Below are 24,705 nucleotides of genomic sequence, written 5' to 3'. Positions count from 1 at the left end.
CTAATAAAAAATCTAAGATTAATGCGCTGATTGATTTAAATTTTTCATTCCGAATGATTTGACTAAAGCTGCGATTCACTACTAGATCAAGAGCGCACCACCAAGCATCCGATTCCTTGTCGCGTTAAACTTTGGCATGCGCTGCGCGCTTGATCTTCCTGCAATCCCACCAGTCTCGCCCGATACAGTCTGCGGTTACTGATTTCCACTTCGGATACCGCTATTTCGCCTGGTATCCAGCGGGCAACCGCTTGAGCATGCGCACGAGCTCGATCGGGTTCATGATAAGAACCAACTTGCACAGCCCAATCGCCATTCGTCTGCAATGCAACTTTTTGCGGTTGCACCGGTTGTGCGCTGGCTACCGGTGGGAAAACATAGTGTTTAACGATAGGTTCAGGCACTTTCTGTTGCTCTGGATATGGCTTCAATGCAGGAGTAGGCGCATTCGCTTTTGCGACTGTGACCGCTACGTCACTGATGTTTTTGTTATTTTTCTCCACCTGGGCTAAGTGGTTTCCTTGATTAAAACTGCGGTCGATTAACCGTGCCATGTGTTGATCGCGAGTGGCGGCAGTGTTTCCTCCCATCACCACGGCAACTACACGACGATTGCCACGTCTGGCAGAAGTGGCCACATTAAATCCAGAAGCGCGGATAAAGCCAGTTTTCAAGCCATCCACACCTGCGGTGTTTCGCACCATACGATTGTGACTGTTATAAGTAATACTTTTATAACTGAATGATTGTGTAGAAAAATAATGATAATACTTAGGAAAATCCTTCATCAGCCGGGTTGATAGGATCACCATATCGCGCGCTGTAGTTTTTTGCTCGCTATTCGGCAAACCGGAAGCATTGCGGAATGTGGTTGAACGCATACCCAGTTTACGTGCCTTATCGGTCATCATACGGCCAAAATTGGCTTCAGTTTTGCCAAGCGCCTCCGCGACCACTGCCGCCACATCGTTGGCCGAACGTACTATCAACGCAGGAATTGCTTCACGCACACTAATGCTATCCCCTGTGCGGAGTCCAATATTAGTTTGTGGCATTCCCGCTGCATGAGTTGATACTGGCATGCGCGTATCCACTGTCATCTTGCGTTGTTCCATTGCTTCAAACAACATGTAAAGCGTCATCATCTTTGTCAAAGAAGCCGGATAACGACTCGCATCAGCGCTGGATTCATGCAGCACCGCACCCGTATCAGCATCAATGACAATAGATGAATAACGAGGATTAGCCAGTGCGGAACCTGACAGAATTAGCAACAACAAAAATACAACAAAAACATACATCCCTGCAGTGATATCGCGTTTCAAAGTCAACATAAAATCACCCTTTTTGGATTGATGGCGACCAACATGCAATGATATTTTCTTCCCTTCTTGTATTTCTCATCAGTTTTTTTCATCATTTCTGTAGTTATATTTACAATCGTCAATGCTTATATAGTTAACAGAAAAATAAGTTCAGTTATTTTTCTTAATATATTCGTATTGTAAAGCCATTATTTTTTCTCAAAGTGAACAATAAATAGCATATTTCCCCCTTATCTACAAAGCATTTTATCAACCCAGATTCAGCTAGATAAAAATAGTCACACGACTACAAGCTTTATTTCCTGTTTTCTGGCGATTCTCGAGAATATCAAAATTTCAATTGATCGCAATTTATCACGCGCTCTCCTATCTTCCAGAAATAAAAAACTCTATCGCAAACGGCAAAATTTGCCGGCCTTGCCGTTCAACCGATATAAAAAACAAAACAAAAAGACTCTTCTGCAGTCAGCATATAGCTTGCCATAGATTGGCATGATCATTGCTATCACTTTCCGGCAACTCATTTTCAACCGATAACGCTAAAACTCAGGAATCTTTATGCAAAATAAATTTGAGAGCTTGGAACTCGGCCAATTCATTCCATTGCATTACCATCATAATATGCTAAACGACAATATCCGAATGAAAGGCTTTAAAGAGGCGATTAATTTGGTAGTCAAACCCGGCGCAAAGGTTCTGGAGCTTGGTGGCGGAACTGGCGTGCAATCCTTTTTTGCTGCTCAGAAAGCACAGAAGGTTTTTTGCGTAGAACGCAATCCAGAACTGGCAGATGCTGCCCGCAGCCTTCTTGCGCAAAACACAAACGGAGACAAAGTCGAAGTGATCCAAGCTGATGCGCTGCATTACTTGCCGCCGGAACCTGTCGATGTCGTTATCTGCGAAATGCTGCACACGGGCTTATTACGCGAGAAACAGATGCCTGTAATTGATTCATTTAAAAAGCGTTACTTAGAAAAATTTGGTAGCACATTACCTATCTTCGTGCCAGAAGCCAGTATTCAGGCTATTCAACCGATAGAACAAAACTTCCATTTTGAAGGTTTCAACGCGCCCACGATATTATTTCAAGATCCCTGCGCAATACAGGAAAGAAGCAAAAGCCTCGCAGACCCTGAAGTATTTCAATTACTGGCTTATGCTGAACCATTTGATCAAACTTGTCATTGGGATGGAGAGATCACCCTTGCTCAGAATGGTCAACTCAATGCGTTACGGCTCATTACTAAAAATATACTGGCCATTAATATGCTTACGGGCAGCACCATCGATTGGCACACCCAATACATCATTCTTCCATTACCCAAACCACTTTCGGTATCCGCTGGCGACCTGATTTCTATTCGTTTCCGTTATCAGGGCGGAGCTCCCCTGAATGCGTTGTCTGATTCACTGGAAATTAGCCTGGTAAGTAAGCAGACCCCAGTTTCACAATTAGCGCTCGAAGCTTTAAATTATTCATCAGATTTTCAGTCAACTATTCCCAGTCAAGCCAGTGGCCTATAATCAGTGAGCACATCGCGCGCAAATAATCCATGAGCCGCAAATGCGGCTCATGGATTATTCGTAGTGTATTAGAACAGACTTGAGGATTAGTGCAGATTGAGAACAATTGCAGCTTTCCAAGGCAATCACAATTGCTATTTAAGTAATTATGGCATTTTGATAGGATTCTTATTAACACCTCGATACAAATCAGAAATGATAATGTGCCCCTACCCCAATGTATTCCACATTATTTCTTAGAAACTGCCCACTTGGGGAATTACCATTAAAGTATTCCAGGAGTATCTGTAATTTCCGACCGAGCACTTGTAAATTATCGAATTCAACGCCCACCCTCGCTGAAACATCAGTGTTCCAGTTATTTTCCTGAAAATTCTTGAAGTCAGCTGCAATGATAGGACGAACAGGTGCAAAATCCAGGCGCCAAGGGCTACGAAACTCAATGCCATATTGTGTCATCCACACTTTGAGCGAGGATGGCTCTTTATGAAATAAACCACCGCCTCCACCATATAAGCGTACTCCATAAGGAAATTCATAGGATAACCTGAGATCAGCACCCTCATAACTTAAATTAATGCGTTCAAATTCAGAGTTTAATTGGCGCAGCAAGAATTCGTCACCCAGATGCGAGCTTTGATGATAAATCCGACCAAACGCTGAAAATTGCTTTGCACGTACGCTTGAATATGCTGAGGCAATAAAATCTGTATTAATGAGATCTGCAGATGGAGCGCCTAAATTAAAATCACTAAAAACTCCAGCCTGAAGCCCGGCTTCCCACTGAACCAGTGAACGTCCAAAATTCCCGCGATAAAATGGTATCGTTTCACCAAAGCTAACTGCACCGATGTCTCTTCCCTCAAAATTATCATTTACGAAATGACGGTAAGAAGCCGAAAAATGAGCCCAGCGAGGATCCGCCAATAATGGTTTAAATAAATGACCACTAGGCAACAAGCCTGTCGGCAACAATGTGGGATCAGTGTTCGTTATCGCTACCGTTTGGTCAGCGAATTGCTGGATGGGCTGTGAAGGAGCCGTAGCAATTGGTAGTTCCGTTGTAATTTGGGCTATTTTAACCTGATTAACTCCGGGAATTTCCGATAGCATCTGCACCACGCGTAATTGATCAGAAATATTTAAACTATCTTCCGGCAAAATGATGACTCCATTTTGCACAGTAAGAGATGAAATATCCAAATTCAATTTATACCGTAACATACTGGTTGCGTAGCCAGCAATATAGGCGTCATTCGGAGGTGTTGTCTGTGCTACAGCTGCATTAGACAGCATAATCCCAACCAAGGCGATGAATCGCAAAAAAATCATTATTGTTGCTTTATTCAGGCAAAGCGACTTTGACAATCAGATTGTTTTCTACAGACTTCACATCTTTCTGGGAATAAGCCACTTCTTCTGCCCTATCAATCAGCTCCTGGGAATCAACCATGCCACTCAGTTGCACCGTGCCATTAACTGTGGTCACTATAATGTCGGATAGCTCAAGCAATGGATCATTCACAATTGCTGCCTGCACATTTGAAGTAATAACCGAGTCATCAAGGTACTGAATACTTTCTTCGACCTGATCCGCTATCGAATTACGTGCTTCGCTAACCTCTTTACCGACTTGCTCTGTAATTTGCTCCATTTTTTGTTCGGCATTTTCAACTGAGCGATCAATATTTTCTCCCATTTTCTCCACTGTTCCCTCTTGCTGGCAACCTGCCAAACCAAAAAGAGCAACCAAACCAGCGGTCATAATAATTCTCTTAATTAAAATGTTTTGTTTGCGTTTATCTGCAATTATCATAAATTCTCCTTAATTTTTTATTTCAGCCTACCAGCTGAATTTATATTCTATTGAAATTATAGGTAGTTTATCAAGCACATATTAATTTGAATTCTAACGAGCGAATTAACAGTGATCTGTTCGCTGTCGCACATAAGCATCAGTAATAATGATCAGTCTATAATTTTTTAATTTATACAGCACTTGTAAGCCTAGTGTTGTCAAATCTAAAAGCAAAGAGGAAAATGAGTTTCAGGATCGGTAATCAAATGTCCAGATCTTAGGAAAGGTGCCATGAAACCAATTGCTATGATTCTCATGGGTATCTCGATATTCATTCAGGAAAATCCTGCGGCAATGTCACAGGAATCTTTCAATTTAAAAAACATGAATTGTAACATTAGCTCAGCTAATACAAATAATTGCACAGGGATACCGACGCTTCATTCTGGAATGCTGGTCATTTCGAAAGCAGGCACTTTTAAACTGAAGGCTCGTTATGAGGGATGCTTTATGGTTGAGAATATAACAAAATCAGGAAAATATGAGGCATCCTATTCTAAAGGAACTATAAGCTTAGAACTCTTGGCTACTACGACAAAAGAATCGAAAGGTGCGATTTCAGATTTTCCGAGGACGCTGGGGTTTGCAAATTTAAATTACGATAAGCTGGATGGATACTTTGTTGACCTATCTACTGTGACTCATGGACGCGGGCGTCATACCGAAGATATATCCACTTCGAAACTGCAGTGCGAGGTGACTGAATAACGAAGGAAGACGATACTATTTATTAAAGGACTTTTCAAAAAATGTAGGGGTTAACACAGTAAAAATTCTTTTTTTATAAAGGACAGATAAATTTTCATTATCCAAAATAAGGAGTTCACAACATGGCAAATTATAAAGAAACCTTTGAAGATTGCGAAATCGAGATAAAAGATGATATCAACCTGTTCATCAATGGAAAGGAAATTGATTACCAGCATGATCGGGCAAAAAACAAGTTTTCTTCAAAATATCTGCCCTATACCCAATATGATTCGTTATTGGAACTGGCTCGGGCAATCGTCCAACATACTGTCGAATTTTCCCATGTAAAAGAGTAACTCAAACAGACTGAGAGAAGGAGGAAATTCTCATGGCTATCAGAAAAGATGCAAATACCCTGACTACTGCCGAACGAACAGAATTCGTTACCGCCATTCAAGCTTTAAAAGCAGAAGGCATCTATGATCAATTTGTTCTCAGGCATGCAAACGCAATTATGAGCGCTATTCATCGATGTCCTGCCTTCCTGCCCTGGCACCGCCGTTTTATTTTTGATCTCGAGTTAGAACTTCAGCGCGTCTCAGGTAATTCAAATCTCGGGATACCCTACTGGAATTGGCCCTCGGGAGGAGCTAATGCCTCCATGTGGGACGACGACCTACTGGGGGGAAATGGAGATGCAGGCGGAGTCGTTCAGACCGGGCCATTCCGCACCGGCCAATGGACAGTCATCAATTCCAGCGGATTGCCGGCTGGTCCACTCATGCGTGCTTTTGGTCAAAATGGATCGCCAACCTTACCCACTCAAACTGAAATTGATCAAGTCATGGCTGTCACGCCTTATGATATGCCTTCATGGAACATAAACAGCAATCCAAGCTTCCGTAATCAAGTGGAAGGATGGATCGGCCCTAATCTTCACAATCGTGGGCATGTCTGGGTCGGTGGCTCTATGCTGCCGATGACCTCTCCGAATGATCCGGTGTTCTTTATGCATCATTGTATGGTGGATAAGATCTGGCATGAATGGCAAATACGCTTCCCGAATCAAGGCTATCTGCCAGCAAACGGCGGTCCTTTTGGACAGAATTTGACCGACCCAATGAATAATACTCCTTCAGGGCCAATCGGATCGCGACCTATCGATGTTTTAAACAGTGCAGTCTTGGGTATTGTATATGACGGCGTCGCTCCTCAGCCTCAGCCACAAATGCCGCTCATTGTTGTCGGAGCTAATCCAACACCGGCTGATATCGGAACACCGGGAGAAACTGACGTCTTCCGGTTCGAAATCCCATCCTTCGGCCCTCACACCATGTACACCACCGGGGCATCCGATACTTTTATGACGCTCTTTGGCCCCAATGATCCGAATATTGAAGTAACATCTGACGATGATGCAGGTGAAAATTTTAATTCACAAATTACACGGAATCTCTCGGCAGGAACCTACTTTCTGCGTATTCGACTTTATAGTCCGAGCACAACAGGAAATTATGCAGTTGCCGTTCGATCCGATAGTTCTAGCCCCGACCCCGCTCCAATCCCTATCCCCGAGCTCGTTGTGGATGGCGCAAGTATCAATGCGACTATTTCTGCAGCAAACGAAAGCGATGTGTACCGATTTAATATAACTACTGATGCCATCTACACCATCCAGACGAGTGGAACGACGGATACCTTTATGAGTTTGCATGGGCCGAATAGCCAGATACCGGTAATTGCCAGCGATGACGATGAAGGAGTTTCCTTCAATGCTCTGATCCGTAGCCAGCTCGCACCTGGAGAATATTTCGTCCGTGTAAGACACTATTCGCCTATTGGCACAGGACCCTATACCATCCGCGTAACTCGAGGTTGATACTCAAATAGACAAGTAAGAATATTGGGGATCTGGATTGCGGTAAAATCACAATTCAATACAAGCAGATTAAATCTGCTTGTATTGAAGCATATTGCAGAAGCAATTCTATATCGTAGATTAGTTTGCAGTTTTTCATTCAAAAACTGACACCAACAGACATCAATGTATTCAGAAGTTTTGAGTAAACTTTAATTATCAATCGTGTCTAATTCTTTCAATTCAGCTTACCTCACTTTACTTCTCGTAGCAGGAAGTGGCACTCTACGCGTTTGATCTTTCCGGAGAAATGGAATGCGCTGGTTGGGTATAAAACCGCTGTATTTTTCTGTTCTGTGTCTTTACGGCGTATTAGCTCATGCCAGCGACCCCATCATTGCGCCCGAGGCTGCCAGTGGCTTTGGCGCGATCAAGTCGGGCAACTACAGTAAAGCGATGGCTGTCACTGCCAATCCACACGCCAGCCGGGCTGCTGCTAAGATTCTACGCCAGGGCGGCTCCGCGGTTGATGCCACCATTGCCGCGCAATTGGTGCTGGGTCTTGTCGAACCACAGTCCTCGGGAATTGGCGGAGGTGCATTTATGCTGCATTGGCGAGCAAGAGATGGCGAACTGGTCGCCTGGGATGGCCGGGAAACTGCGCCTGCATCAGTGTCAGAGGCTCATTACTTGAATGCCGATGGCGAGCCAATGGATTTCTTTAGTGCTGTTATTGGCGGTCATTCGGTAGGTGTGCCTGGTGTTTTAGCAATGCTGGAGGCCAGCCACAAGGAGCATGGCAAGCTGCCATGGGCAGATTTATTCCAGCCCGCTATAGCCCTAGCGGAACAAGGTTTTGCCATTTCTGAACGATTGCATATTTTGCTCAGCCGCATGCCTAAAGTGGCGGTGAATCCGCAAATCCGTAATTATTTTTACAGCCAGACTGAAACAGATTGGCAACCCAAGGCTGAAGGGAGTCTGCTGAAAAATCCGGCCTACGCACAAACGCTACGACGGCTTGCCACCCTTGGTGCCGCCGATTTTTATCGGGGCGAGTTGGCTAAACAGATCGTCCAGGCGGTGAATCATGATCCCAACCGAGCCGGTCACCTCAGTTTCTCGGATATGGCCGCGTATCAACCGGAAAAGCGCGAGGCCGTTTGCGGGCAGTTCCAGATGTACCGTATTTGCGGCGCCCCACCGCCATCTTCCGGAGGTATCACGGTACTGGCGATTCTTGGTCTGTTGGAGGCTTACGAAATCCACTATGGCGAACGTGCCGACTGGCAGCACGGCTTTATTGAGGCCTCCAAGCTGGCATTTGCTGACCGTAACGCCTATGTGGGAGATCCTGCTTTTGTCAGTGTACCTACGCAAGGCATGATCAATCGCGATTATCTTCAGCAACGCGCGAAGTTGATCAGTAACAACACGATACTTGGCACCGTGAATGCCGGCTTACCGCCAGGCGCCGAACCTCGCCTTAGCAGCAATTCACCAGAACTTCCTTCCACCACGCATCTGAGCATTGTCGACACCGAAGGTAATGTGGTGAGTATGACCAGCAGTATTGAAACCGCCTTCGGTTCGCGAATCATGGTCGGCGGCTTTTTATTGAACAATCAGCTTACTGATTTCTCCTTTACGCCAAAGACTATCGATGGATCGCTGATCGCTAATCGCGTTCAGCCTGGTAAGCGCCCGCGTTCATCAATGGCACCAACGATTGTTTTTAAAGATGGCAGAGCGCTATTGGCGATTGGCAGCCCCGGCGGTACAAGGATTATCAATTATGTTGCTGGCAGTCTTTATCGCATTTTGGCCAAGAAATTACCTGCAGCCGAAGCCATTGCCGACGGACATCTTGTTGCCATGGGATATGGTGTGGAGATGGAACGCGGTCGCGCCGATGAATCAACACTGACACGACTGCGCGGACAAGGCCACCACATTACGCTAAAAGATCAAACCAGCGGCTTGCACGTGGTTCTTATCGACGCAAAAAATGGACTCGAAGGCGGTGCAGATCCTCGTCGTGAGGGTGAAATTAGTGGTTTTTAATTAACTGCTGACAACAAAAAAATCAAAGATAGTAGCCGATGAAACAGGCTCGATTCCCTCAACGTGAAGTGCCCGAGCAACCACAGCAAAACGCCATACGAGCAAAATAGTGTGTTGTTTGAATGTCGAGTCCCTGATAGGATGATTCAGAACACTAAGAAAAGAAATATAAATTGAGTCTAATCCCATTGTTCGGGTTTTCTGTACGCATCATCGGAGACAATAATTATGAATGAAACACTGGATGTGATCATCGTTGGGGCGGGTAGCGCAGGCTTATCTGCGTTGCGGGAGGTACGAAAACACACTGATCGCTTTGTGATTATCAATGATGGGCCCTGGGGCACTATCTGCGCTCGAGTTGGCTGTATGCCATCCAAAGCGCTGATCGAGGCGGCTAATGCCTTTCATCGTCGTAATACCTTTGAAGAATTCGGCATTCGCGGCTCTGACCAGCTCACAATGGACATCCCTGCTGTGCTGCAACGAGTGCGACGGCTACGCGATGACTTTGTCGCCAGCACGGTCAAAACAACAGATGATCTGGGCAAACGCGCTATTTCCGGGCGCGCACGCCTACTTGCTCCAGATAGATTGGAAGTCAACGGTGAGGAATTACGTGCGCACAAAATTATTATTGCCACTGGATCGCGTCCGATAGTCCCAACACCATGGAATTCACTCGGTGATAGGTTGCTCACGACAGATATCTTGTTTGAACAAAAAACGCTGCCTGCACATATGGCAGTGATAGGAATGGGTTCTATCGGCGCTGAGATGGCACAAGCGCTTTCCCGACTTGGTATTAAGGTGACAGCATTTGGCGGAAATCAATTCGCTGGATTAACAGACCCACAGGTCATTACAACGGCGACAGATCTGTTAGGAAGAGAACTTCCTCTGCACATGGGAAATAAAGCCGAGTTGAACCTCGTACACAAGGGTGTGCAGGTACGTGCCGGAAGCACTGAAGTGGTGGTCGATTGTGTACTTGCTGCGCTAGGGCGCCGCCCCAATATCGACAATCTGGGGTTAGAAACACTAGGCGTTCCGCTCGACCAACATGGCATGCCATCGGTAAATCCAAGCACTATGCAGGTGGCCGACCTACCCATATTTTTGGCCGGCGATGCAAATGACCAGGCACCGTTGCTGCATGAAGCTGCCGATGAAGGATACATTGCTGGACTCAATGCCATACGCTCTGATCCACTTTGTTTTACACGCCGGACACCACTAGCCATTATTTTTACTGATCCAAACATAGCCATCGTAGGCAACCACTTTCAGGCGCTCGATCCCGCAAAAACTTTGATTGGGGAGGTGCATTTTGACCGCCAGGGGCGTGCTCGGGTCGGCCAGAGAAATAAAGGCATTCAGCGCATTTATGCCGATGCGGAAAGTGGTCGGCTATTGGGCGCGGAAATGTGCGCACCCGCTGGCGACCATATGGCACATCTGCTGGCGTTAGCCATTGATCAATCGCTCACGGTACAGCAGCTACTGCGTTTGCCATTTTATCATCCGGTTCTGGAAGAAGGTCTGCGCACAGCGTTGCGGACTCTGTCGGCGCAACTTCCTATTGTCAACAAATTCGATCTGTCTATGTGCGGCACCTTTAATTCGGAAGCCCTTGATTGATATCTTGCGAGGAACGTAGTGATCGCCGTATGATAGTATTGTCAGCAACGTTACACAGTTTGAAAAAGTTACTAGAAAAATGAAACATTACTGCAAGGGCGCTTGTGTCATCTGAATAACTGGCTGTGCGCCTGTTTCTGATAGTAACACCGTCATCATATTGGTTACCAGCGCGGCACGTTGATCGGATGTCAATGAAACAATCTTCTTCTCTTCCAGATTTTTCAGTGCGCCTTCGACCATACCCACTGCGCCATCTACCAGTCTCTGGCGCGCCATTACTACGGCCTCCGCCTGCTGCCGTCGAAGCATGGCGCTGGCAATCTCGGGGGCATAGGCAAGATGGGCAATCTTGGCTTCTTCAATCGCGATTCCTGCAACTTCGACGTGCTGTTGAATTGATTCGCGTAATAATGCTGCAATAGCATCCAAATCAGTACGCAAACTTTTGCGCTGCTCTCCTTCAGTATCGTCGTATGCATGACTACTGGCCACTTGACGAACTGCCGACTCACTTTGAACCTGCAAGTAGTTGAATGTGCTTTCCACATCGAAAACTGCACGCGCCGTATCCTGTACCCGCCAAGCTATCACTGCGGCAATTTCAATCGGACTGCCACGCTCATCGTTGACTTTCAAAACAGGGGTATTCCAGTTATTGATCCGAAGTGAAACCGGCGTTCGGTTATAGAACGGATTGACCCAGAAAAAACCACTTTCGCTAACTGTCCCTGCATATTTACCGAAAAAAACCATCACGGCAGCTTGATTCGGCTCGAGTGTAAATAAACCCTTAGCACAAAATAGCGTGATTGCCAGAAAAGAACCGCCTGCAAAAATTTTAACCGGACCTCCAGGTGTAGCCACAAGAAAAACACCCAGCATGAATCCAATCAATAAAATCACCAGCATGATCCATCCATTCGAGCCAGAAATGATGAGTTCATCAGTACCAATCGCATTACTGCCTGATTTTTTGTTCAAGACTCTTCCCCTCGGTATTTTTCAAACAAGCTAAATGGTGTAAAAGTTTACTTCAAGAGTGTTATCTCTCTACACAAAATGTAACGAAGAAGCATTGTGCTGTCAAACTCAGTCAACGGCTGGCAAGACTCTTATTTCAGAAGAAATAAATCCGGAATGCTTTCGCAAAGAAGAAACGACAATACTTGAAAGTACAATGCACCCGTTCTCGAGATTGTGGGTGCATTGCATGGTTCAGAAATCTACTATAAAACCTAACTAAGGTTTCAGCTTCAACATCATGGGCTGCAAACGCTTGATTGTAGAGGGAGCAATCAGATCCTTTATCTGCAATGATTTAATTGCCGATGCCGGAGCACAATTGGCCACTTCCACCAACTTCACCACCAGTGGATTAAAGGTAACGTCTACACCGGTATAACTACCCGCATCATCACCACTGCGATCGCCACGGAATTTGAACTCTTTGACCGGCCCGTTCGGACCACCACCTTGACGATCATCGTTATGATCGGTATCGACATAATGCGCTGTGCTTTCCGCGCTGTTAACTATACTATCAATACGCCAGCCTGGTGGTGCCGTGTAGTAAGTATCAGTGCGCTCACCTTCTGCTGTGGTCCAATCGCTGCGTGTTTCCTGAGCCTTCATCCAAAGCCGGAAGTTTACGTGCGTGCCTTCATTGCTCCAACGTGCATTTGCCCATACTTCCGGACCATTCCCACTAAATTCTTTATCACCACGAGTATGAGGCGGTGTAAAAGATAAATAAGTATCACGCGCATAGGTTTCTGTTTTTTCCCGGCATACTGGCGTAGCCGGTTGAATCACAGCGATACTGGAAATAGGACGATTTTCCCATTCCAAAGTCAGGCGATCGCTGGCACTGGATACTGGGACCCCATTTGCACCGAGATTGAGCGTCATGTGGTAGTGAGTCAATCGATCAAGCTTGGAAGAAACATCCATTGCGCCTGACTTATTGTGCAATGTTACCTTAATAGTTGTCGTGTCAAAATCATAACCGAAAAACTCCAGCTTGTTACGACGGCTTACATCCAGCGCCATATCCACAGCTGCAGGCACCACGTGGCATAATGCTGGTTCAACCGGAGGTATCGCTTGATGCAGCAGTCGTGCGCGAATTCGCGCTAAAGCCTGACGCACACGCGAACCGATAAAATCTATATTGCAGCGCAACTCATTTCCTGTAGCCGCCACACTGCGGTTGAGCAGATCCGAAACCTCGTTGCGTACGGTGGATTGGGCTTCATCGGTCAACTTTGTCGTAGTATCTTGCAATACCGACTGCCAGGAAGCAGAATTCCGGTCTAAGGCATCAATCGCGCTATCTAACGTAGCTACGGTATCTCCGGCCACATCACTTACTTTATCTGTCAATTTGTCGATTTTATCGCCGATACTGCAACCCGAGATCAAAATTAATACAAACGCAAGCAACCATAGTAATAACTTTGGAATTCCAATGTCTGTTTGGAATAAGTGTGAAAAAGACGTTGTAGTTTTTGTCATATTATTAATCTCCCTATAGGTAGTAGAACACTTTCGGATTTAGATTACATGAAGCAAGCAACTTGTTGATATTTTATGTTGTTAACAACAAAAATACTGGTAACTAATGCGATAACGCCGCTTACTACTCGATACTAGAAAAACCACAGCCTATGAATTATCGCCGATACAAATAAAGTACCTAATCCCGCTACAAGTGGTTATGACAAACTCTAATAACAAAAATAACAAGAATAACACTCCCCCCTACCCCGCCAATTTTGCATAACCATATTATGTATTTATGCTGCAACTTTGTGATGCAACAACAATGATAAATGGCATCTCATACCATAACATCTTACTGTGGATACTTGCGTGACAAATCTCACACTGTAGCACTAAGAATTTAAATCTTGAGGAATAGATGCCTTGATGCCTTCTATAAACGCCATGATAATATGATAATCTTATAGAAAGGCATAATTTATTGCCTCTATTAACACGTTTAAATCCGAGTTTGTACGAGACAATGTTAACCTGCATCTTGTTGTACAGATTTTGAAGTGAACTAAGTTGGAATTAAACTGCTTTTATCCATCAATGATTAACCAAACTTATTTTATTCCCGTAAGCAAGACACCCTTCAATACGTTAAAATATTTGTGCATAAGTCCGTTACACTTGCTTAATTAACATATACTAAATCGAGTGCATTATCATGGTACGTTTCATTATTATTGGACTATCTTTTGTGTTTTTCAGCCTATCGGCTGTTGTTACGTTTAAAGCGCTGGAAATCCCGATCCACGATACAATCTATCAAGGGAATTGGCCGGAAGCAATGCCACCTTCACTTGAGTCTTCTGCTGCACCTGAACCCTCTTCGCTATCCGCACCTACTCCAGTACCCGGCCTAGACAATTTGACCCATTCGCCCACATTCGAGGACAACAAAGTCATTGCTGAGAATGTGGAAACAATAACCACACAGGATGAAAATCCAATTCCAGCAGCGGAAGAAATCAATGAAGTCACACCTACTCCCGATACACTCGTTAAGCCTCGGACTTTAACCATATTCGATGGCAAAACATTTCGTTCCGGACAAGATATTATCCATGATGTCTCCTATTCAACGATTGAAGAGTTAATTGAAGAAATATCAGCATTTCCAAACAATCGTATACTCATTGAAGGTCATACCGACAACATTCCTACCGGAAAGATTAGCAGTGACAATATGGATTTATCCAGGCGTCGCGCTCGAGCCATCGCGAATATACTGATTTTGCATGGCGTACCCACGACACGAATATCTATTATTGGCTATGGTGACAAACGACCAATAGTTTCGAATGCCACAGAAGAAGGTAGAACAAAAAACCGTAGAGTCGAAGTAAAACTGATGCCTCAGGAGGGAGCAAACTAATGCATATGTATGCCCAGCACTTTAACCTCAAATTACTTCCTTTCGAGAATGTACCGGATCCGTTGTTTTTCTATGATCATGGAGATCATGCACGCATTCGCAAGCAAATCTCTGGTTCTTTACAAAGCGGTCGTGGATTGATCGTCGTCACAGGTCCCATTGGCTCTGGCAAAACAACGTTGAGCCAAATGATAAAGGCCGATTTCCCAGAGAGCATTCAATTAATTTGGATGGCTGAACCCCCTGCCAATAGCACTGATCTTTATTTATTTCTTGCCCAAGAATTTGGACTTCATCCGACATCCTCTGAAAAAACCTTTGTCATGCGGGATATTCGGAATGCTTTGATGACGATCAACACGGAAGGGAAAAAGTGTCTGGTTATCATCGATGAATCCCATTTGATGTCAGATGACGTTCTTAATGGCATTCGCTTGTTAAACAATCTTGAAGAAGGATCCATCAAGCTTATTCAGTTGTTGCTCCTCGGTCAGGATGAGTTGATGGAGAAAATCAACAAGCCCGAAATGATTCCATTTAAGCAACGCATTGCCGCACTTGAATCGTTAGGAAAAATGACCACCGATGGCGTATTGGAATATATTACCCATCGTATTCAAGTTGCTGGAGGTAATCCCAATTTAATTTCGGACACTGGGTGGGAAGCCATCTCAATTGCATTTAACGCCGGTGGAACACCGCGAACCATTAATTCATTGTGTGACAGATCGTTCAACGTGGCCTATGAACGTAATAAATCTACAATCGATGCAAAAGATGTTTATGAAGCTACGCAGCGAATGGGACTGATAACCGATGTGTTTCATTACATCATTATGCTCAACAATGAAGAAAGAAAAAAACAGGAATCGTTAGAAACGGCTAATAAACCAATCCAGGAATCAGCTGCACCTAAAGCTGCTCCCAGTTATGAGCAGTCTGCGCCACCTAGCACAAAGAACTCAGAACAGAAAAACAATCCAACCGTGAATGAAATTCCTGTTATTCCAAGAGCCAAAGTAGATCTATCGAACAAATCCTATGACGAAATTGCAGATGCAATAAAAGCAAAATATGAACAAAAGAATTTAAAATTCTCTGTCGTTTTACTCCTATTGTCGATCATCACATTCATCATCAGCATTTTTTATTTTTGCCATCGCTCAGACTCGGACGGATTGCTAGACTGCCTTGCAAATTTGTTCGGTTTCTAAAAAAAGAACCCCGCCGCACACAGAGCGGGGTAATTTCTCACAGAATAGTGCGCGTTAATCATTCAACGTAGTTTTTGATGCCCTCTGAAAGTTCTTCGCCATTCACTTGGAGTTACATTAAATCTATCTTTGAAATGTTGACGGAGGGACGCAGTAGATTGAAAGCCGATCTGCTCTGCAATAGCATCAATTGCTAGCGAAGTAGATTCTAATAATTCCTGGCTTCGTTGGAGACGCTCACTTAAAATCCATCCGCCAACAGACATTCCCGTTGCCTTGTAAAACTGTCGTGTAAATGTTCGACGACTCATCTTGCTATGCTCCGCAAGTTCGTCTAAACCATGTATTTTATTTAGATTATTCCTCAAATAATCCAAAAGTGTATTGATTCTGGCATCCTTGGTTGTAAAGGGTATAGGTCGCTCAATAAATTGAGCCTGCCCGCCTTCTCTATAAGGGGGAATTACCATGCGCCTGGCTAGCTTATTAGCAATCGCACTACCGTAACGCTGTCGAACAAGATATAAACAACAGTCTAGACCCGCGGCGGTTCCTGCAGAAGTAATAAGACGATCATCATCAACATATAGCGCATTACAATCCAAGTCTACATCCGGAAAGCGACTAATGAAATCCTGCTCAAACTCCCAATGCGTAGCCGCCTTATGGTTTTTCAGTAATCCTGCATACGCAAGTACATAAGTGCCCAAACACAGCCCTACAACTTGATTCCCGCGCGCATGAGCTTCAACCATTGCATCGAGCATTGCTTGGTTTGGCTTTTCTGCTGGATCACGCCAGGAAGGCACGATAATGATGTCAGCTTGCGCCAGTTCTTCAACACTAAGGGACGATTGAACACTCAATCCCTCATGTGATTGTATCGGTCCAGACTCCTCTGCATAGATTTTGAGTTCAAACAATTTCTGATCGTGCAAAAGATCACCAAAAATAATGCATGGCACCGATAAATGAAAAGGACTGAAGTGATTAAAAGCAACAACCGCAACTATAGGAACAGCCATATATAACCTCGCCGGTTAAACTCTTTTTTCGTTCAACTGATTTCAGAAACCATCTATACAAAATAATGCATCAGTCCCCTTTTATGCATTATTCTGATCTAATTCAAAAGGTATACGATTCACCATCCGCTGGTACTAATACGCGTTCCGTCATTTCGTTAGCTCTAAGAAATTCACCCAATTCCTTCCTAGTTAAAGTAGCATGATTAACCGCTTCCATATGGCTAGCGATAATAGTTGCATCGGGAACCGATTTATAGACTTCGTAAATATCTTCCTTGCCCATGATAATAGATTCATTACCGATAACTTGTGCATCACAGCTATTTAATACGACTATATCAGGATGATATTCTTTCAGGCTTTGCTCAACCTCTCCACACCATACCGTATCACCTGCGATATAGAATGTCTTTTCATTGGGATGTTTAAAAATGACTCCGCTTACTTCACCTAACAACTCTTTCATATCTTCTACTACTTTAGGGTGGCCGTGTTGTCCCGAAGTTTTAATGAGAGTAATTCCTTCATAATCAGTGACTTCATTTAATATTTTAACATTGTTAAATCCGGCTGATTTTACGGCTTTTGCATCTTTTTCATGTTGGGTAAAAATCAACATGTCTTTAGGAATCGCCTCTTTCGCTGCATCGTCCCAATGATCTGGATGATCATGCGTTAATATAACTGCATCCACATCAATTATTTCATTAACCGGCATAGGTAATTCAGACGTAGGATTGCGTATGTGCTCGTTGATCGTTCCCCCAAACCCAGGTAATGCGTCTTTTTTTGCGAGCCAAGGATCAATCAGTATCTTTTTACCACCATAATTAATTTTAAGTGTGGCATTTCTAATTTGCGTGAATTGCATTTCAGTGCTCCTTTAAGATTTGTGTGCAAATATTATGAGGAATCTAATAAAAAATTATCAGTGGCCTGCGGGACATTTATCAAAATATTTGGGCCAAAGATATATGTAACAGCTTGCAAATAATCTGAGCTGGAAATAACTATGTTTGTAGGTTCTGCGAATTATGTTTGCAACGTTGCTACACCTATTTTGTCAAGAACGAAGAAGCACGGGGTCACAAGAAGCATAAAGCATGGGGTCTAAAGCATGGGGGTCAGGTCACGAATTAAGAATATTACCAATGATTTATCCTGATTTTTTGTGACCGCATCATCAGCCAATCGGACAACACCGGATTCAAACTCTGGAGCTATGATGCCAACAGTAATCGTCTTGAGGCGCAGACTGGCGGCGCAGCCACCCTACATATTGAATTGACTAGTAATCGCTTGTTGAATGTAAATTGTAGCCTGTTTCCATATTGCATCAATCATGCCAATAGCGTTATCGATTACAATAGTCAAGTGAGCAACAAGCAAAAATAACAATGTTAAAAACAACGATTCCTTTGTACACAAAGCACTACAAAGCGCCGTCATGGCTGCCGGGTGGAAATATACAAACGCTTTATCCTTACTTTATCAAACCAGCACCGGTGTTTGCATACCGGCGTGAACGCTGGGAGCTTGATGATGGGGATTTCGTGGATGTCGATTGGACCGATGGATCTGCGGACTCCCCTTTGGTCATATTTTTCCACGGTCTTGAGGGTGGATCTTCGAGTCATTATATTCTAAGTATGATCAACAGCTTAAAAAGCCACGGCTGGCACAGCGCCGTCATTCATTTTCGTGGCTGTTCCGGCATGCCAAACCGGTTGTCCCGTGCCTACCACGCCGGTGATTCCACTGAAATCGACTGGATGATGCGGCGTATTACCCATCAAACACAAGCAACAAACTCAATGCGCCCAGTTTACGTGATGGGTGTCTCTTTGGGTGGCAATGCGCTATTGAAGTGGCTGGGCGAGCAAGGCGAACGTGCACGCGAACTCGTGACAGGCGCTGCAACCGTCTCTGTGCCGCTGGATCTGGCTGCGGCCGGTTCGGCTCTGGATAAGGGTTTCAATCAAGTTTATACGCGCCACTTCCTGGATACCCTAAAAAATAAAGCGTTTGATAAATTGGAACAATTTCCTGATCTATTTGATGCCAAAGCACTCAAAAAATGCGCTTCAATTTATGATTTTGATAACTTGGTCACGGCACCATTACATGGTTTCCGAGATACTGACGATTATTGGCAGCAGTCCAGCAGCAAACAATGGCTGCGTCATATTAGAGTACCTACTTTGGTGATTAATGCTCGCAACGATCCTTTCATGCCAGCATCGGTGCTACCGGATCAAAACGAGGTATCTTCGGCTGTGACATTGGAATTTCCCGAACAAGGCGGTCACGCCGGATTCATGCAAGGCCCGTTTCCGGGGAAATTGGATTGGCTACCCAATAAAATACTCAGTTTCTATTATTATCAGTGCCAGCATCATTTTTCAGAAGAAACGAGTGACGAAAGCGTTATCTACATTCCCGGTTAGCGGTATTTTGACCCGATGACCGCTGCCCGGTGCGACCTGCACCGGACGCCCGGCTGAATCCAACATGTGTGACAGTTCAACCACTTGGTTACCTGTGGGGTGAAGAATCTCAAGGCGATCACCCACCTGAAAACGGTTTTTCACCAGTATTTCAGCCATGCCACTAGCTGTATCAAAACCAGTGATATCGCCAACATACTGACTGCGATTGGATTCAGAATGTCCGCGCAAATAATTTTGGGTCTCATGCGTGTTATGGCGCTGATAAAAACCGCTGGTGTAGCCACGGTTGGCCAATCCTTCCAGCTCCCCCAATAATGCGGGATCAAACGGTTTGCTCGCTACAGCATCATCAATCGCCTTGCGATAAACCTGCGCTGTGCGCGCCACATAATACAAAGATTTGGTGCGCCCTTCGATCTTCAATGAATCAACGCCAATTTTGACCAAGCGCTCGACATGCTCAACTGCACGCAAGTCTTTGGAATTCATAATATACGTACCGTGCTCGTCTTCCATGATCGGCATTAGTTGACCAGGCCGCTCCTTTTCTTCAATCAGATACACTTGATCGGCAGCAGGATGGCGCGTAATCGAGCTGCATCCACTCGTCATACTCGATTGTTCAGATTGTTGCATCGCTTGGCCAAAATCAAAATCAATTTTGCCAACTTCCTGAATATCACCGCTAGAATTTTCCTCAGCGGATTTCACTTTATAATCCCAGCGGCATGAATTCGTGCAGGTGCCTTGATTCGGATCACGGTGATTAAAATATCCTGACAGCAAGCAACGCCCGGAATACGCAATGCACAGCGCGCCATGCACGAAAACCTCAAGTTCCATATCAGGGCAGTAATCACGAATTTGCGCCACTTCGTCCAACGATAATTCACGCGACAAAATCACCCGCGTCAATCCTATTTTCTGCCAAAACTTAACGCCCATATAATTGACCGTATTAGCTTGTACTGATAGATGAATCGGCACATCCGGCCATTTTTCTCGCACCATCATGATCAGTCCGGGATCAGCCATTATCAGCGCGTCTGGTTTCATTGCAATAATAGGCGCCATATCATCCAGGTAAGTTTTAATCTTGGCGTTATGCGGCATGGCATTGCTGGCTACCAGAAACTTCTTCCCTAAAGCATGCGCTTCCGTGATCCCAGTTTTAATTTGCTCCAAGGCAAAATCATTGTTACGCGCACGCAAAGAATAACGCGGCTGTCCTGCATACACCGCATCGGCGCCAAACGCATAAGCAATGCGCATTTTGTCCAAGGAACCAGCAGGAAGTAAAAGTTCAGGTGATTTCAACATAATGTAAAATAGCGCTCGACTGTATTAATGACAAAGTTATCACAGGCCTTAATTGTAACATCATGCCCATCAAACCAGCTTTTATTCATTTACGGATGCACAGCGAATATTCCATTCTGGATAGCACAATTCGCATTCATGATGTCGTTACAAAAGCGGTGGCCGACCAAATGCCAGCCCTGGCATTGACCGATCTTAGCAATCTTTTCGGATTAGTAAAATTTTACCAAACTGCATCCAAAAACGGGATTAAACCGATCCTCGGGTGTGATGTCTGGATCGCCAATGAATCCGATCGAAGTAAGCCGATTCGACTGCTATTACTATGCCAAACACACGCCGGTTATTTGCTGCTGTCCCGTCTGTTGTCACGCGCTTACCGGGAAAACCAGTTGCAAGGTAGAGCCGAGATCAAGGAATCGTGGTTGCATTCCAATGAGTGGGGCACGGAAGGATTGATTGCTTTATCGGGTGGCCGTTTAGGCGACATCGGGTTATCCCTATTACAAAGTAACGTATCGCAAGCTGAAATTCAGACGCAAAAATGGGCTAATCTGTTTCCTAGCCGTTTTTATCTTGAAATCCAGCGTGATGGGCATGCCAATGAAGCAGGACTAATTCAGCACTCGCTAACGCTAGCCAGGAAATTCAATTTACCAATCGTGGCAACGCAAGCCGTGCAATTTCTCAATGCAGACGATTATCGGGCGCATGAAGCGCGTGTCTGTATCGCCGAGGGCTATGTTTTAGAGGACAAACGCCGTCCAAGAAGCTTCACTGAACAGCAATACTTTAAAACTCAAGCTGAAATGGCGCAACTGTTCGCCGATATTCCTGCCGCACTGGCGAATACAATCGAAATTGCCAAACGCTGCAATCTGGTATTGGAATTGGGTGTGAACCGGCTTCCATTATTTCCTACGCCTAACAACGAAGGCCTGGATCAATATCTGCGCAGCCAGGCTGAAGCAGGTCTGATAATGCGCATGACCAGCTTGTTTCCCGAGGCAGAAATACGTCATAGCAAAATGGGCGAGTACCAATCCCGCCTTGCATTTGAGGTCAACACCATTATCCAGATGGGATTTGCCGGATATTTTCTGATTGTGGCCGATTTTATCAACTGGGCCAAACATAATAATGTCCCGGTAGGGCCAGGGCGTGGTTCCGGAGCGGGCTCATTAGTGGCTTATTCTCTGGGAATCACCGATCTTGATCCATTGCGTTATGATCTGTTGTTTGAACGTTTCCTGAACCCCGAACGTATTTCAATGCCCGATTTTGATATCGACTTTTGTCAGGATCGACGCGAATTGGTCATCGAGTATGTCAAACAGCGCTACGGAACTGGAAAAGTCTCTCAAATCGCCACATTTGGCACGATGGCAGCCAAAGCCGTAATTCGCGATATTGGTCGGGTCATGGATTTACCGTATAACTTTGTCGATCAGCTCGCCAAACTGGTCCCGTTCGAAATTGGCATGACATTAAAAAAAGCGCGTCAACTCGAACCGCAACTCAATCAACGCGCCGAGGAAGAAGAAGATGTCCACAATTTACTGGAACTGGCGGAAAGTCTCGAAGGCATCACGCGCAATGTCGGCATGCACGCCGGAGGCGTACTCATCGCCTCGAGCGAGATTACCGATTTTTGCCCGATTTACTGCACGGAATCGGGCGATTCTGTTGTCAGCCAGCTGGATAAAGATGATGTCGAAAAAATCGGTTTGGTGAAATTTGATTTTCTTGGATTGCGCACATTGACAATCTTGGATCGTGCCGTCGAATATATCCGTCAGTTACATCCAGACGACGAATCTCCGAATATTCGCCTTTTTTCACTGGAAACGTTGCCATTGGATGACGCAGCAACCTATGCATTGATGCGTAAAGGAAATGCGGTAGGCATCTTTCAGTTTGAGTCGCGCGGCATGATCGATCTGCTGCAAAAGGCAAAACCAGACCGCTTTGAAGACATTATCGCACTGGTCGCTTTATACCGCCCCGGCCCGATGGATCTGATTCCAGAATTTATCGACCGCAAGCATGGCAGAAAACAGATTGAATATCTTGATTCGCGCCTAGAAACGATTCTGGGGCCGACTTATGGCATCATGATTTATCAGGAACAAGTCATGCAAATTGCGCAGGTCATCGGCGGCTACAGTCTTGGCAGTGCCGATTTACTGCGCCGTGCGATGGGTAAGAAAAAGGTCGAGGAAATGGCGCAGCAACGCGACATCTTCGTATCCGGCGCAGTCAATAACGGTTTGAGCGAAGTTAAAGCCACCGAATTATTCGGTTTGATGGAAAAATTCGCCGGCTATGGTTTCAACAAATCGCATGCCGCCGCTTATGCGCTCATTGCCTTCCAAACGGCCTATTTGAAAGCGCACTATCCGGCTGAATTTATGGCTGCGTGCTTGTCAGCGGATATGGATGACACGGATAAAGTGCACATTTTCGTTGAAGACAGCGTTGCCAACAAATTAAAAATTCTGCCTCCCGATATCAATCTTTCCGACTACCGTTTTGTCCCGATCGACAGTAAAAACATCCGCTTCGGTCTTGGCGCGATCAAGGGTACCGGAGAATCCGCAGTCAATTCGATCATCGCGGTGCGCAAACAAGCTGGACCATTCACTGATTTATTCGATTTCTGCCACCGTGTTGACCGTCGCATCGCCAATCGCCGCGTGATGGAATCGCTAATCCGCGTCGGTGCGTTTGATACTATCAACCTCAATCGCGCCAGTTTGATGGCTTCAGTCGGCTTAGCCATCGAATCCGCCGAACAAACGAGCCAATCTTCCAATCAAATTAATTTATTCGGCGAAACGAGTAACGACTCCCAGATGCAGTTGCAACTGATTCAGACCGAACCATGGTCTGATCGGGAAAAACTGCACCAGGAAAAAATCGGCTTGGGCTATTATTTCAGCGGTCATCCATTTGACACCTATGCGTCGGAATTAAAGCGCTTCATTCGCACTCGACTCGACCGACTGAATCCGCAGCGCGAGCCACAACTACTCGCCGGAATCATTCACTCGATTCGCATACAAATGACGCGCCGCGGCAAAATGGGAATCATCAACCTAGACGATGGCAAAGCACGTGTTGAGCTGGTGGTCTTCAGTGAGTTGCTCGACGCCAATCGCTCTTGGTTAAAAGAAGACCAACTTCTGATTGCGGAAGCAAAAATAAGCACGCGCGGCTACAACGGGGATGAAGACGATGGATTAAGAATTAGCGCCGAGCAATTGTATGATCTCGCTGGAATTCGCTCGCGCTTCGCTAAACAAATCAAGATTCACTGCAATCCCTCTACATTCGACCAGGTATCCAGTCTCAAAAAACTGTTGACTCCGTTCTCGACACAAATACAAAAATCCGATGCAAATTTCTGTCCGATTACTGTCGTCTATTGCAATGGTTTAGCCAGCGGCGAACTGGAGTTAGGAAGTGATTGGCGAGTCTATCTGCACGATGATTTACTACAATTACTAAACACGCATTTCAAAACCGAAAATATTGAGATTATTTATTGAAGATAAGGTAAATACCGATTGTTAATTTTATGCAAGTGCCAAGCTTGGCATTGTAGAAAATAATAAACAATCGATTTGCCCATTGCGATCACCTGCATTTTCTTGACAAAACGCGCAGCATCTCTATAATCCACCCTTTGTTTCTGAAGTGCTTCAAGTCATACAGTAGCTTCATAGTGCGGGAATAGCTCAGTGGTAGAGCACAACCTTGCCAAGGTTGGGGTCGCGAGTTCGAGCCTCGTTTCCCGCTCCAT

18 protein-coding genes and 1 tRNA gene are annotated in these 24,705 nt (G+C 45.1%); 11 read left to right on the top strand and 8 right to left on the bottom strand.

Going from position 1 to position 24,705, the window contains the following annotated elements; translation table 11 throughout:
- Positions 1-86: 86 nt before the first annotated feature.
- Complete coding sequence (locus tag K2Q13_RS02355) at positions 87-1,334, bottom strand: D-alanyl-D-alanine carboxypeptidase (protein ID WP_292919051.1); 1,248 nt, start codon at positions 1,332-1,334, stop codon at positions 87-89.
- A gap of 549 nt (positions 1,335-1,883) precedes the next feature.
- Here K2Q13_RS02355 and K2Q13_RS02350 point away from each other — a divergent pair.
- Positions 1,884-2,849, top strand: a complete 966-nt coding sequence (locus tag K2Q13_RS02350; RefSeq protein WP_292919050.1) for a methyltransferase domain-containing protein — start codon at positions 1,884-1,886, stop codon at positions 2,847-2,849.
- Between the two features lie 189 nt (positions 2,850-3,038).
- Here the strand turns inward: K2Q13_RS02350 and K2Q13_RS02345 are convergent, their stop codons facing one another.
- Both K2Q13_RS02345 and K2Q13_RS02340 read right to left on the bottom strand, forming a co-directional pair.
- The gene (locus K2Q13_RS02345) at positions 3,039-4,181 is read right to left on the bottom strand and encodes a DUF1207 domain-containing protein (RefSeq protein ID WP_292919049.1); all 1,143 of its coding nucleotides are present in this window, start codon (positions 4,179-4,181) and stop codon (positions 3,039-3,041) included.
- A gap of 10 nt (positions 4,182-4,191) precedes the next feature.
- The gene (locus K2Q13_RS02340) at positions 4,192-4,665 is read right to left on the bottom strand and encodes a BON domain-containing protein (protein WP_292919048.1); all 474 of its coding nucleotides are present in this window, start codon (positions 4,663-4,665) and stop codon (positions 4,192-4,194) included.
- Positions 4,666-4,938: 273 nt separating this feature from the next.
- On the opposite strand from K2Q13_RS02340, the gene K2Q13_RS02335 reads away from it, so the two are divergent.
- The 5 genes from K2Q13_RS02335 (at position 4,939) to K2Q13_RS02315 (ending at position 10,960) form a co-directional block, all read left to right on the top strand.
- Positions 4,939-5,415, top strand: a complete 477-nt coding sequence (locus K2Q13_RS02335) for a hypothetical protein (RefSeq protein ID WP_292919047.1) — start codon at positions 4,939-4,941, stop codon at positions 5,413-5,415.
- Positions 5,416-5,537: 122 nt separating this feature from the next.
- Positions 5,538-5,753: a hypothetical protein gene (locus K2Q13_RS02330; protein ID WP_292919046.1), complete on the top strand. Its 216-nt coding sequence runs from the start codon at positions 5,538-5,540 to the stop codon at positions 5,751-5,753.
- Between the two features lie 32 nt (positions 5,754-5,785).
- Positions 5,786-7,276 carry a tyrosinase family protein gene (locus K2Q13_RS02325; RefSeq protein WP_292919045.1) on the top strand — a complete coding sequence of 497 codons (1,491 nt, stop codon included), beginning with the start codon at positions 5,786-5,788 and terminating at the stop codon, positions 7,274-7,276.
- Between the two features lie 294 nt (positions 7,277-7,570).
- A complete protein-coding gene (gene ggt / locus K2Q13_RS02320) occupies positions 7,571-9,319 on the top strand; it encodes a gamma-glutamyltransferase (RefSeq protein WP_292919044.1) in 1,749 nt (582 codons plus the stop codon).
- A 228-nt stretch (positions 9,320-9,547) separates the two neighbouring features.
- Positions 9,548-10,960, top strand: coding sequence for a dihydrolipoyl dehydrogenase (locus tag K2Q13_RS02315; RefSeq protein WP_292919043.1), 1,413 nt, complete (start codon positions 9,548-9,550; stop codon positions 10,958-10,960).
- Between the two features lie 87 nt (positions 10,961-11,047).
- On the opposite strand, the gene K2Q13_RS02310 is transcribed toward K2Q13_RS02315, so the two are convergent.
- Both K2Q13_RS02310 and K2Q13_RS02305 read right to left on the bottom strand, forming a co-directional pair.
- On the bottom strand, positions 11,048-11,944 hold the full coding sequence (locus K2Q13_RS02310) for an SPFH domain-containing protein (RefSeq protein ID WP_292919042.1): 897 nt from the start codon (positions 11,942-11,944) through the stop codon (positions 11,048-11,050).
- Between the two features lie 258 nt (positions 11,945-12,202).
- The gene (locus K2Q13_RS02305) at positions 12,203-13,477 is read right to left on the bottom strand and encodes a hypothetical protein (RefSeq protein ID WP_292919041.1); all 1,275 of its coding nucleotides are present in this window, start codon (positions 13,475-13,477) and stop codon (positions 12,203-12,205) included.
- Positions 13,478-14,177: 700 nt separating this feature from the next.
- Between K2Q13_RS02305 and K2Q13_RS02300 the strand changes: the two genes are divergently transcribed.
- On the top strand, positions 14,178-14,888 hold the full coding sequence (locus K2Q13_RS02300; protein ID WP_292919040.1) for an OmpA family protein: 711 nt from the start codon (positions 14,178-14,180) through the stop codon (positions 14,886-14,888).
- A complete protein-coding gene (locus tag K2Q13_RS02295; protein ID WP_292919039.1) occupies positions 14,888-16,102 on the top strand; it encodes an AAA family ATPase in 1,215 nt (404 codons plus the stop codon). Before K2Q13_RS02300 ends, K2Q13_RS02295 begins: the two co-directional genes overlap by 1 nt.
- Positions 16,103-16,164: 62 nt before the next feature.
- Here the strand turns inward: K2Q13_RS02295 and K2Q13_RS02290 are convergent, their stop codons facing one another.
- Entirely contained in the window at positions 16,165-17,127 is a 963-nt protein-coding gene (locus K2Q13_RS02290) for a helix-turn-helix domain-containing protein (protein ID WP_292919038.1), read from the bottom strand.
- Between the two features lie 103 nt (positions 17,128-17,230).
- Positions 17,231-18,001 (bottom strand): MBL fold metallo-hydrolase, encoded by a 771-nt coding sequence (locus tag K2Q13_RS02285; protein ID WP_292919037.1) that lies wholly within the window; start codon positions 17,999-18,001, stop codon positions 17,231-17,233.
- Positions 18,002-18,527: 526 nt separating this feature from the next.
- On the opposite strand from K2Q13_RS02285, the gene K2Q13_RS02280 reads away from it, so the two are divergent.
- Entirely contained in the window at positions 18,528-19,577 is a 1,050-nt protein-coding gene (locus K2Q13_RS02280) for a hydrolase (RefSeq protein ID WP_292919036.1), read from the top strand.
- On the opposite strand, the gene yegQ is transcribed toward K2Q13_RS02280, so the two are convergent.
- Positions 19,533-20,900 carry a tRNA 5-hydroxyuridine modification protein YegQ gene (gene yegQ, locus K2Q13_RS02275; RefSeq protein WP_365725068.1) on the bottom strand — a complete coding sequence of 456 codons (1,368 nt, stop codon included), beginning with the start codon at positions 20,898-20,900 and terminating at the stop codon, positions 19,533-19,535. The genes K2Q13_RS02280 and yegQ overlap by 45 nt on opposite strands.
- Positions 20,901-20,962: 62 nt before the next feature.
- Between yegQ and dnaE the strand changes: the two genes are divergently transcribed.
- The gene (gene dnaE, locus K2Q13_RS02270; protein WP_292919035.1) at positions 20,963-24,451 is read left to right on the top strand and encodes a DNA polymerase III subunit alpha; all 3,489 of its coding nucleotides are present in this window, start codon (positions 20,963-20,965) and stop codon (positions 24,449-24,451) included.
- A gap of 178 nt (positions 24,452-24,629) precedes the next feature.
- Positions 24,630-24,704 (top strand) — tRNA-Gly (locus K2Q13_RS02265).
- The last annotated feature ends 1 nt before the right edge of the window (position 24,705 follow it).

Source organism: Nitrosomonas sp. (assembly GCF_019752095.1).
Taxonomy (GTDB): domain Bacteria; phylum Pseudomonadota; class Gammaproteobacteria; order Burkholderiales; family Nitrosomonadaceae; genus Nitrosomonas.
This window is presented reverse-complemented; position numbering and strand designations above follow the sequence as displayed.

Coding starts and splice junctions, on each gene's coding strand:
- K2Q13_RS02350 (WP_292919050.1), top strand. CDS start 1,884: ATGCAAAATAAATTTGAGAGCTTGGAACTCGGCCAATTCATTCCATTG.
- K2Q13_RS02330 (WP_292919046.1), top strand. CDS start 5,538: ATGGCAAATTATAAAGAAACCTTTGAAGATTGCGAAATCGAGATAAAA.
- K2Q13_RS02280 (WP_292919036.1), top strand. CDS start 18,528: ATGTTAAAAACAACGATTCCTTTGTACACAAAGCACTACAAAGCGCCG.
- K2Q13_RS02285 (WP_292919037.1), bottom strand. CDS start 18,001: ATGCAATTCACGCAAATTAGAAATGCCACACTTAAAATTAATTATGGT.
- dnaE (WP_292919035.1), top strand. CDS start 20,963: ATGCCCATCAAACCAGCTTTTATTCATTTACGGATGCACAGCGAATAT.
- yegQ (WP_365725068.1), bottom strand. CDS start 20,900: ATGTTGAAATCACCTGAACTTTTACTTCCTGCTGGTTCCTTGGACAAA.
- K2Q13_RS02335 (WP_292919047.1), top strand. CDS start 4,939: ATGAAACCAATTGCTATGATTCTCATGGGTATCTCGATATTCATTCAG.
- K2Q13_RS02300 (WP_292919040.1), top strand. CDS start 14,178: ATGGTACGTTTCATTATTATTGGACTATCTTTTGTGTTTTTCAGCCTA.
- K2Q13_RS02355 (WP_292919051.1), bottom strand. CDS start 1,334: ATGTTGACTTTGAAACGCGATATCACTGCAGGGATGTATGTTTTTGTT.
- K2Q13_RS02345 (WP_292919049.1), bottom strand. CDS start 4,181: ATGATTTTTTTGCGATTCATCGCCTTGGTTGGGATTATGCTGTCTAAT.
- K2Q13_RS02315 (WP_292919043.1), top strand. CDS start 9,548: ATGAATGAAACACTGGATGTGATCATCGTTGGGGCGGGTAGCGCAGGC.
- K2Q13_RS02340 (WP_292919048.1), bottom strand. CDS start 4,665: ATGATAATTGCAGATAAACGCAAACAAAACATTTTAATTAAGAGAATT.
- K2Q13_RS02325 (WP_292919045.1), top strand. CDS start 5,786: ATGGCTATCAGAAAAGATGCAAATACCCTGACTACTGCCGAACGAACA.
- K2Q13_RS02290 (WP_292919038.1), bottom strand. CDS start 17,127: ATGGCTGTTCCTATAGTTGCGGTTGTTGCTTTTAATCACTTCAGTCCT.
- K2Q13_RS02295 (WP_292919039.1), top strand. CDS start 14,888: ATGCATATGTATGCCCAGCACTTTAACCTCAAATTACTTCCTTTCGAG.
- ggt (WP_292919044.1), top strand. CDS start 7,571: ATGCGCTGGTTGGGTATAAAACCGCTGTATTTTTCTGTTCTGTGTCTT.
- K2Q13_RS02305 (WP_292919041.1), bottom strand. CDS start 13,477: ATGACAAAAACTACAACGTCTTTTTCACACTTATTCCAAACAGACATT.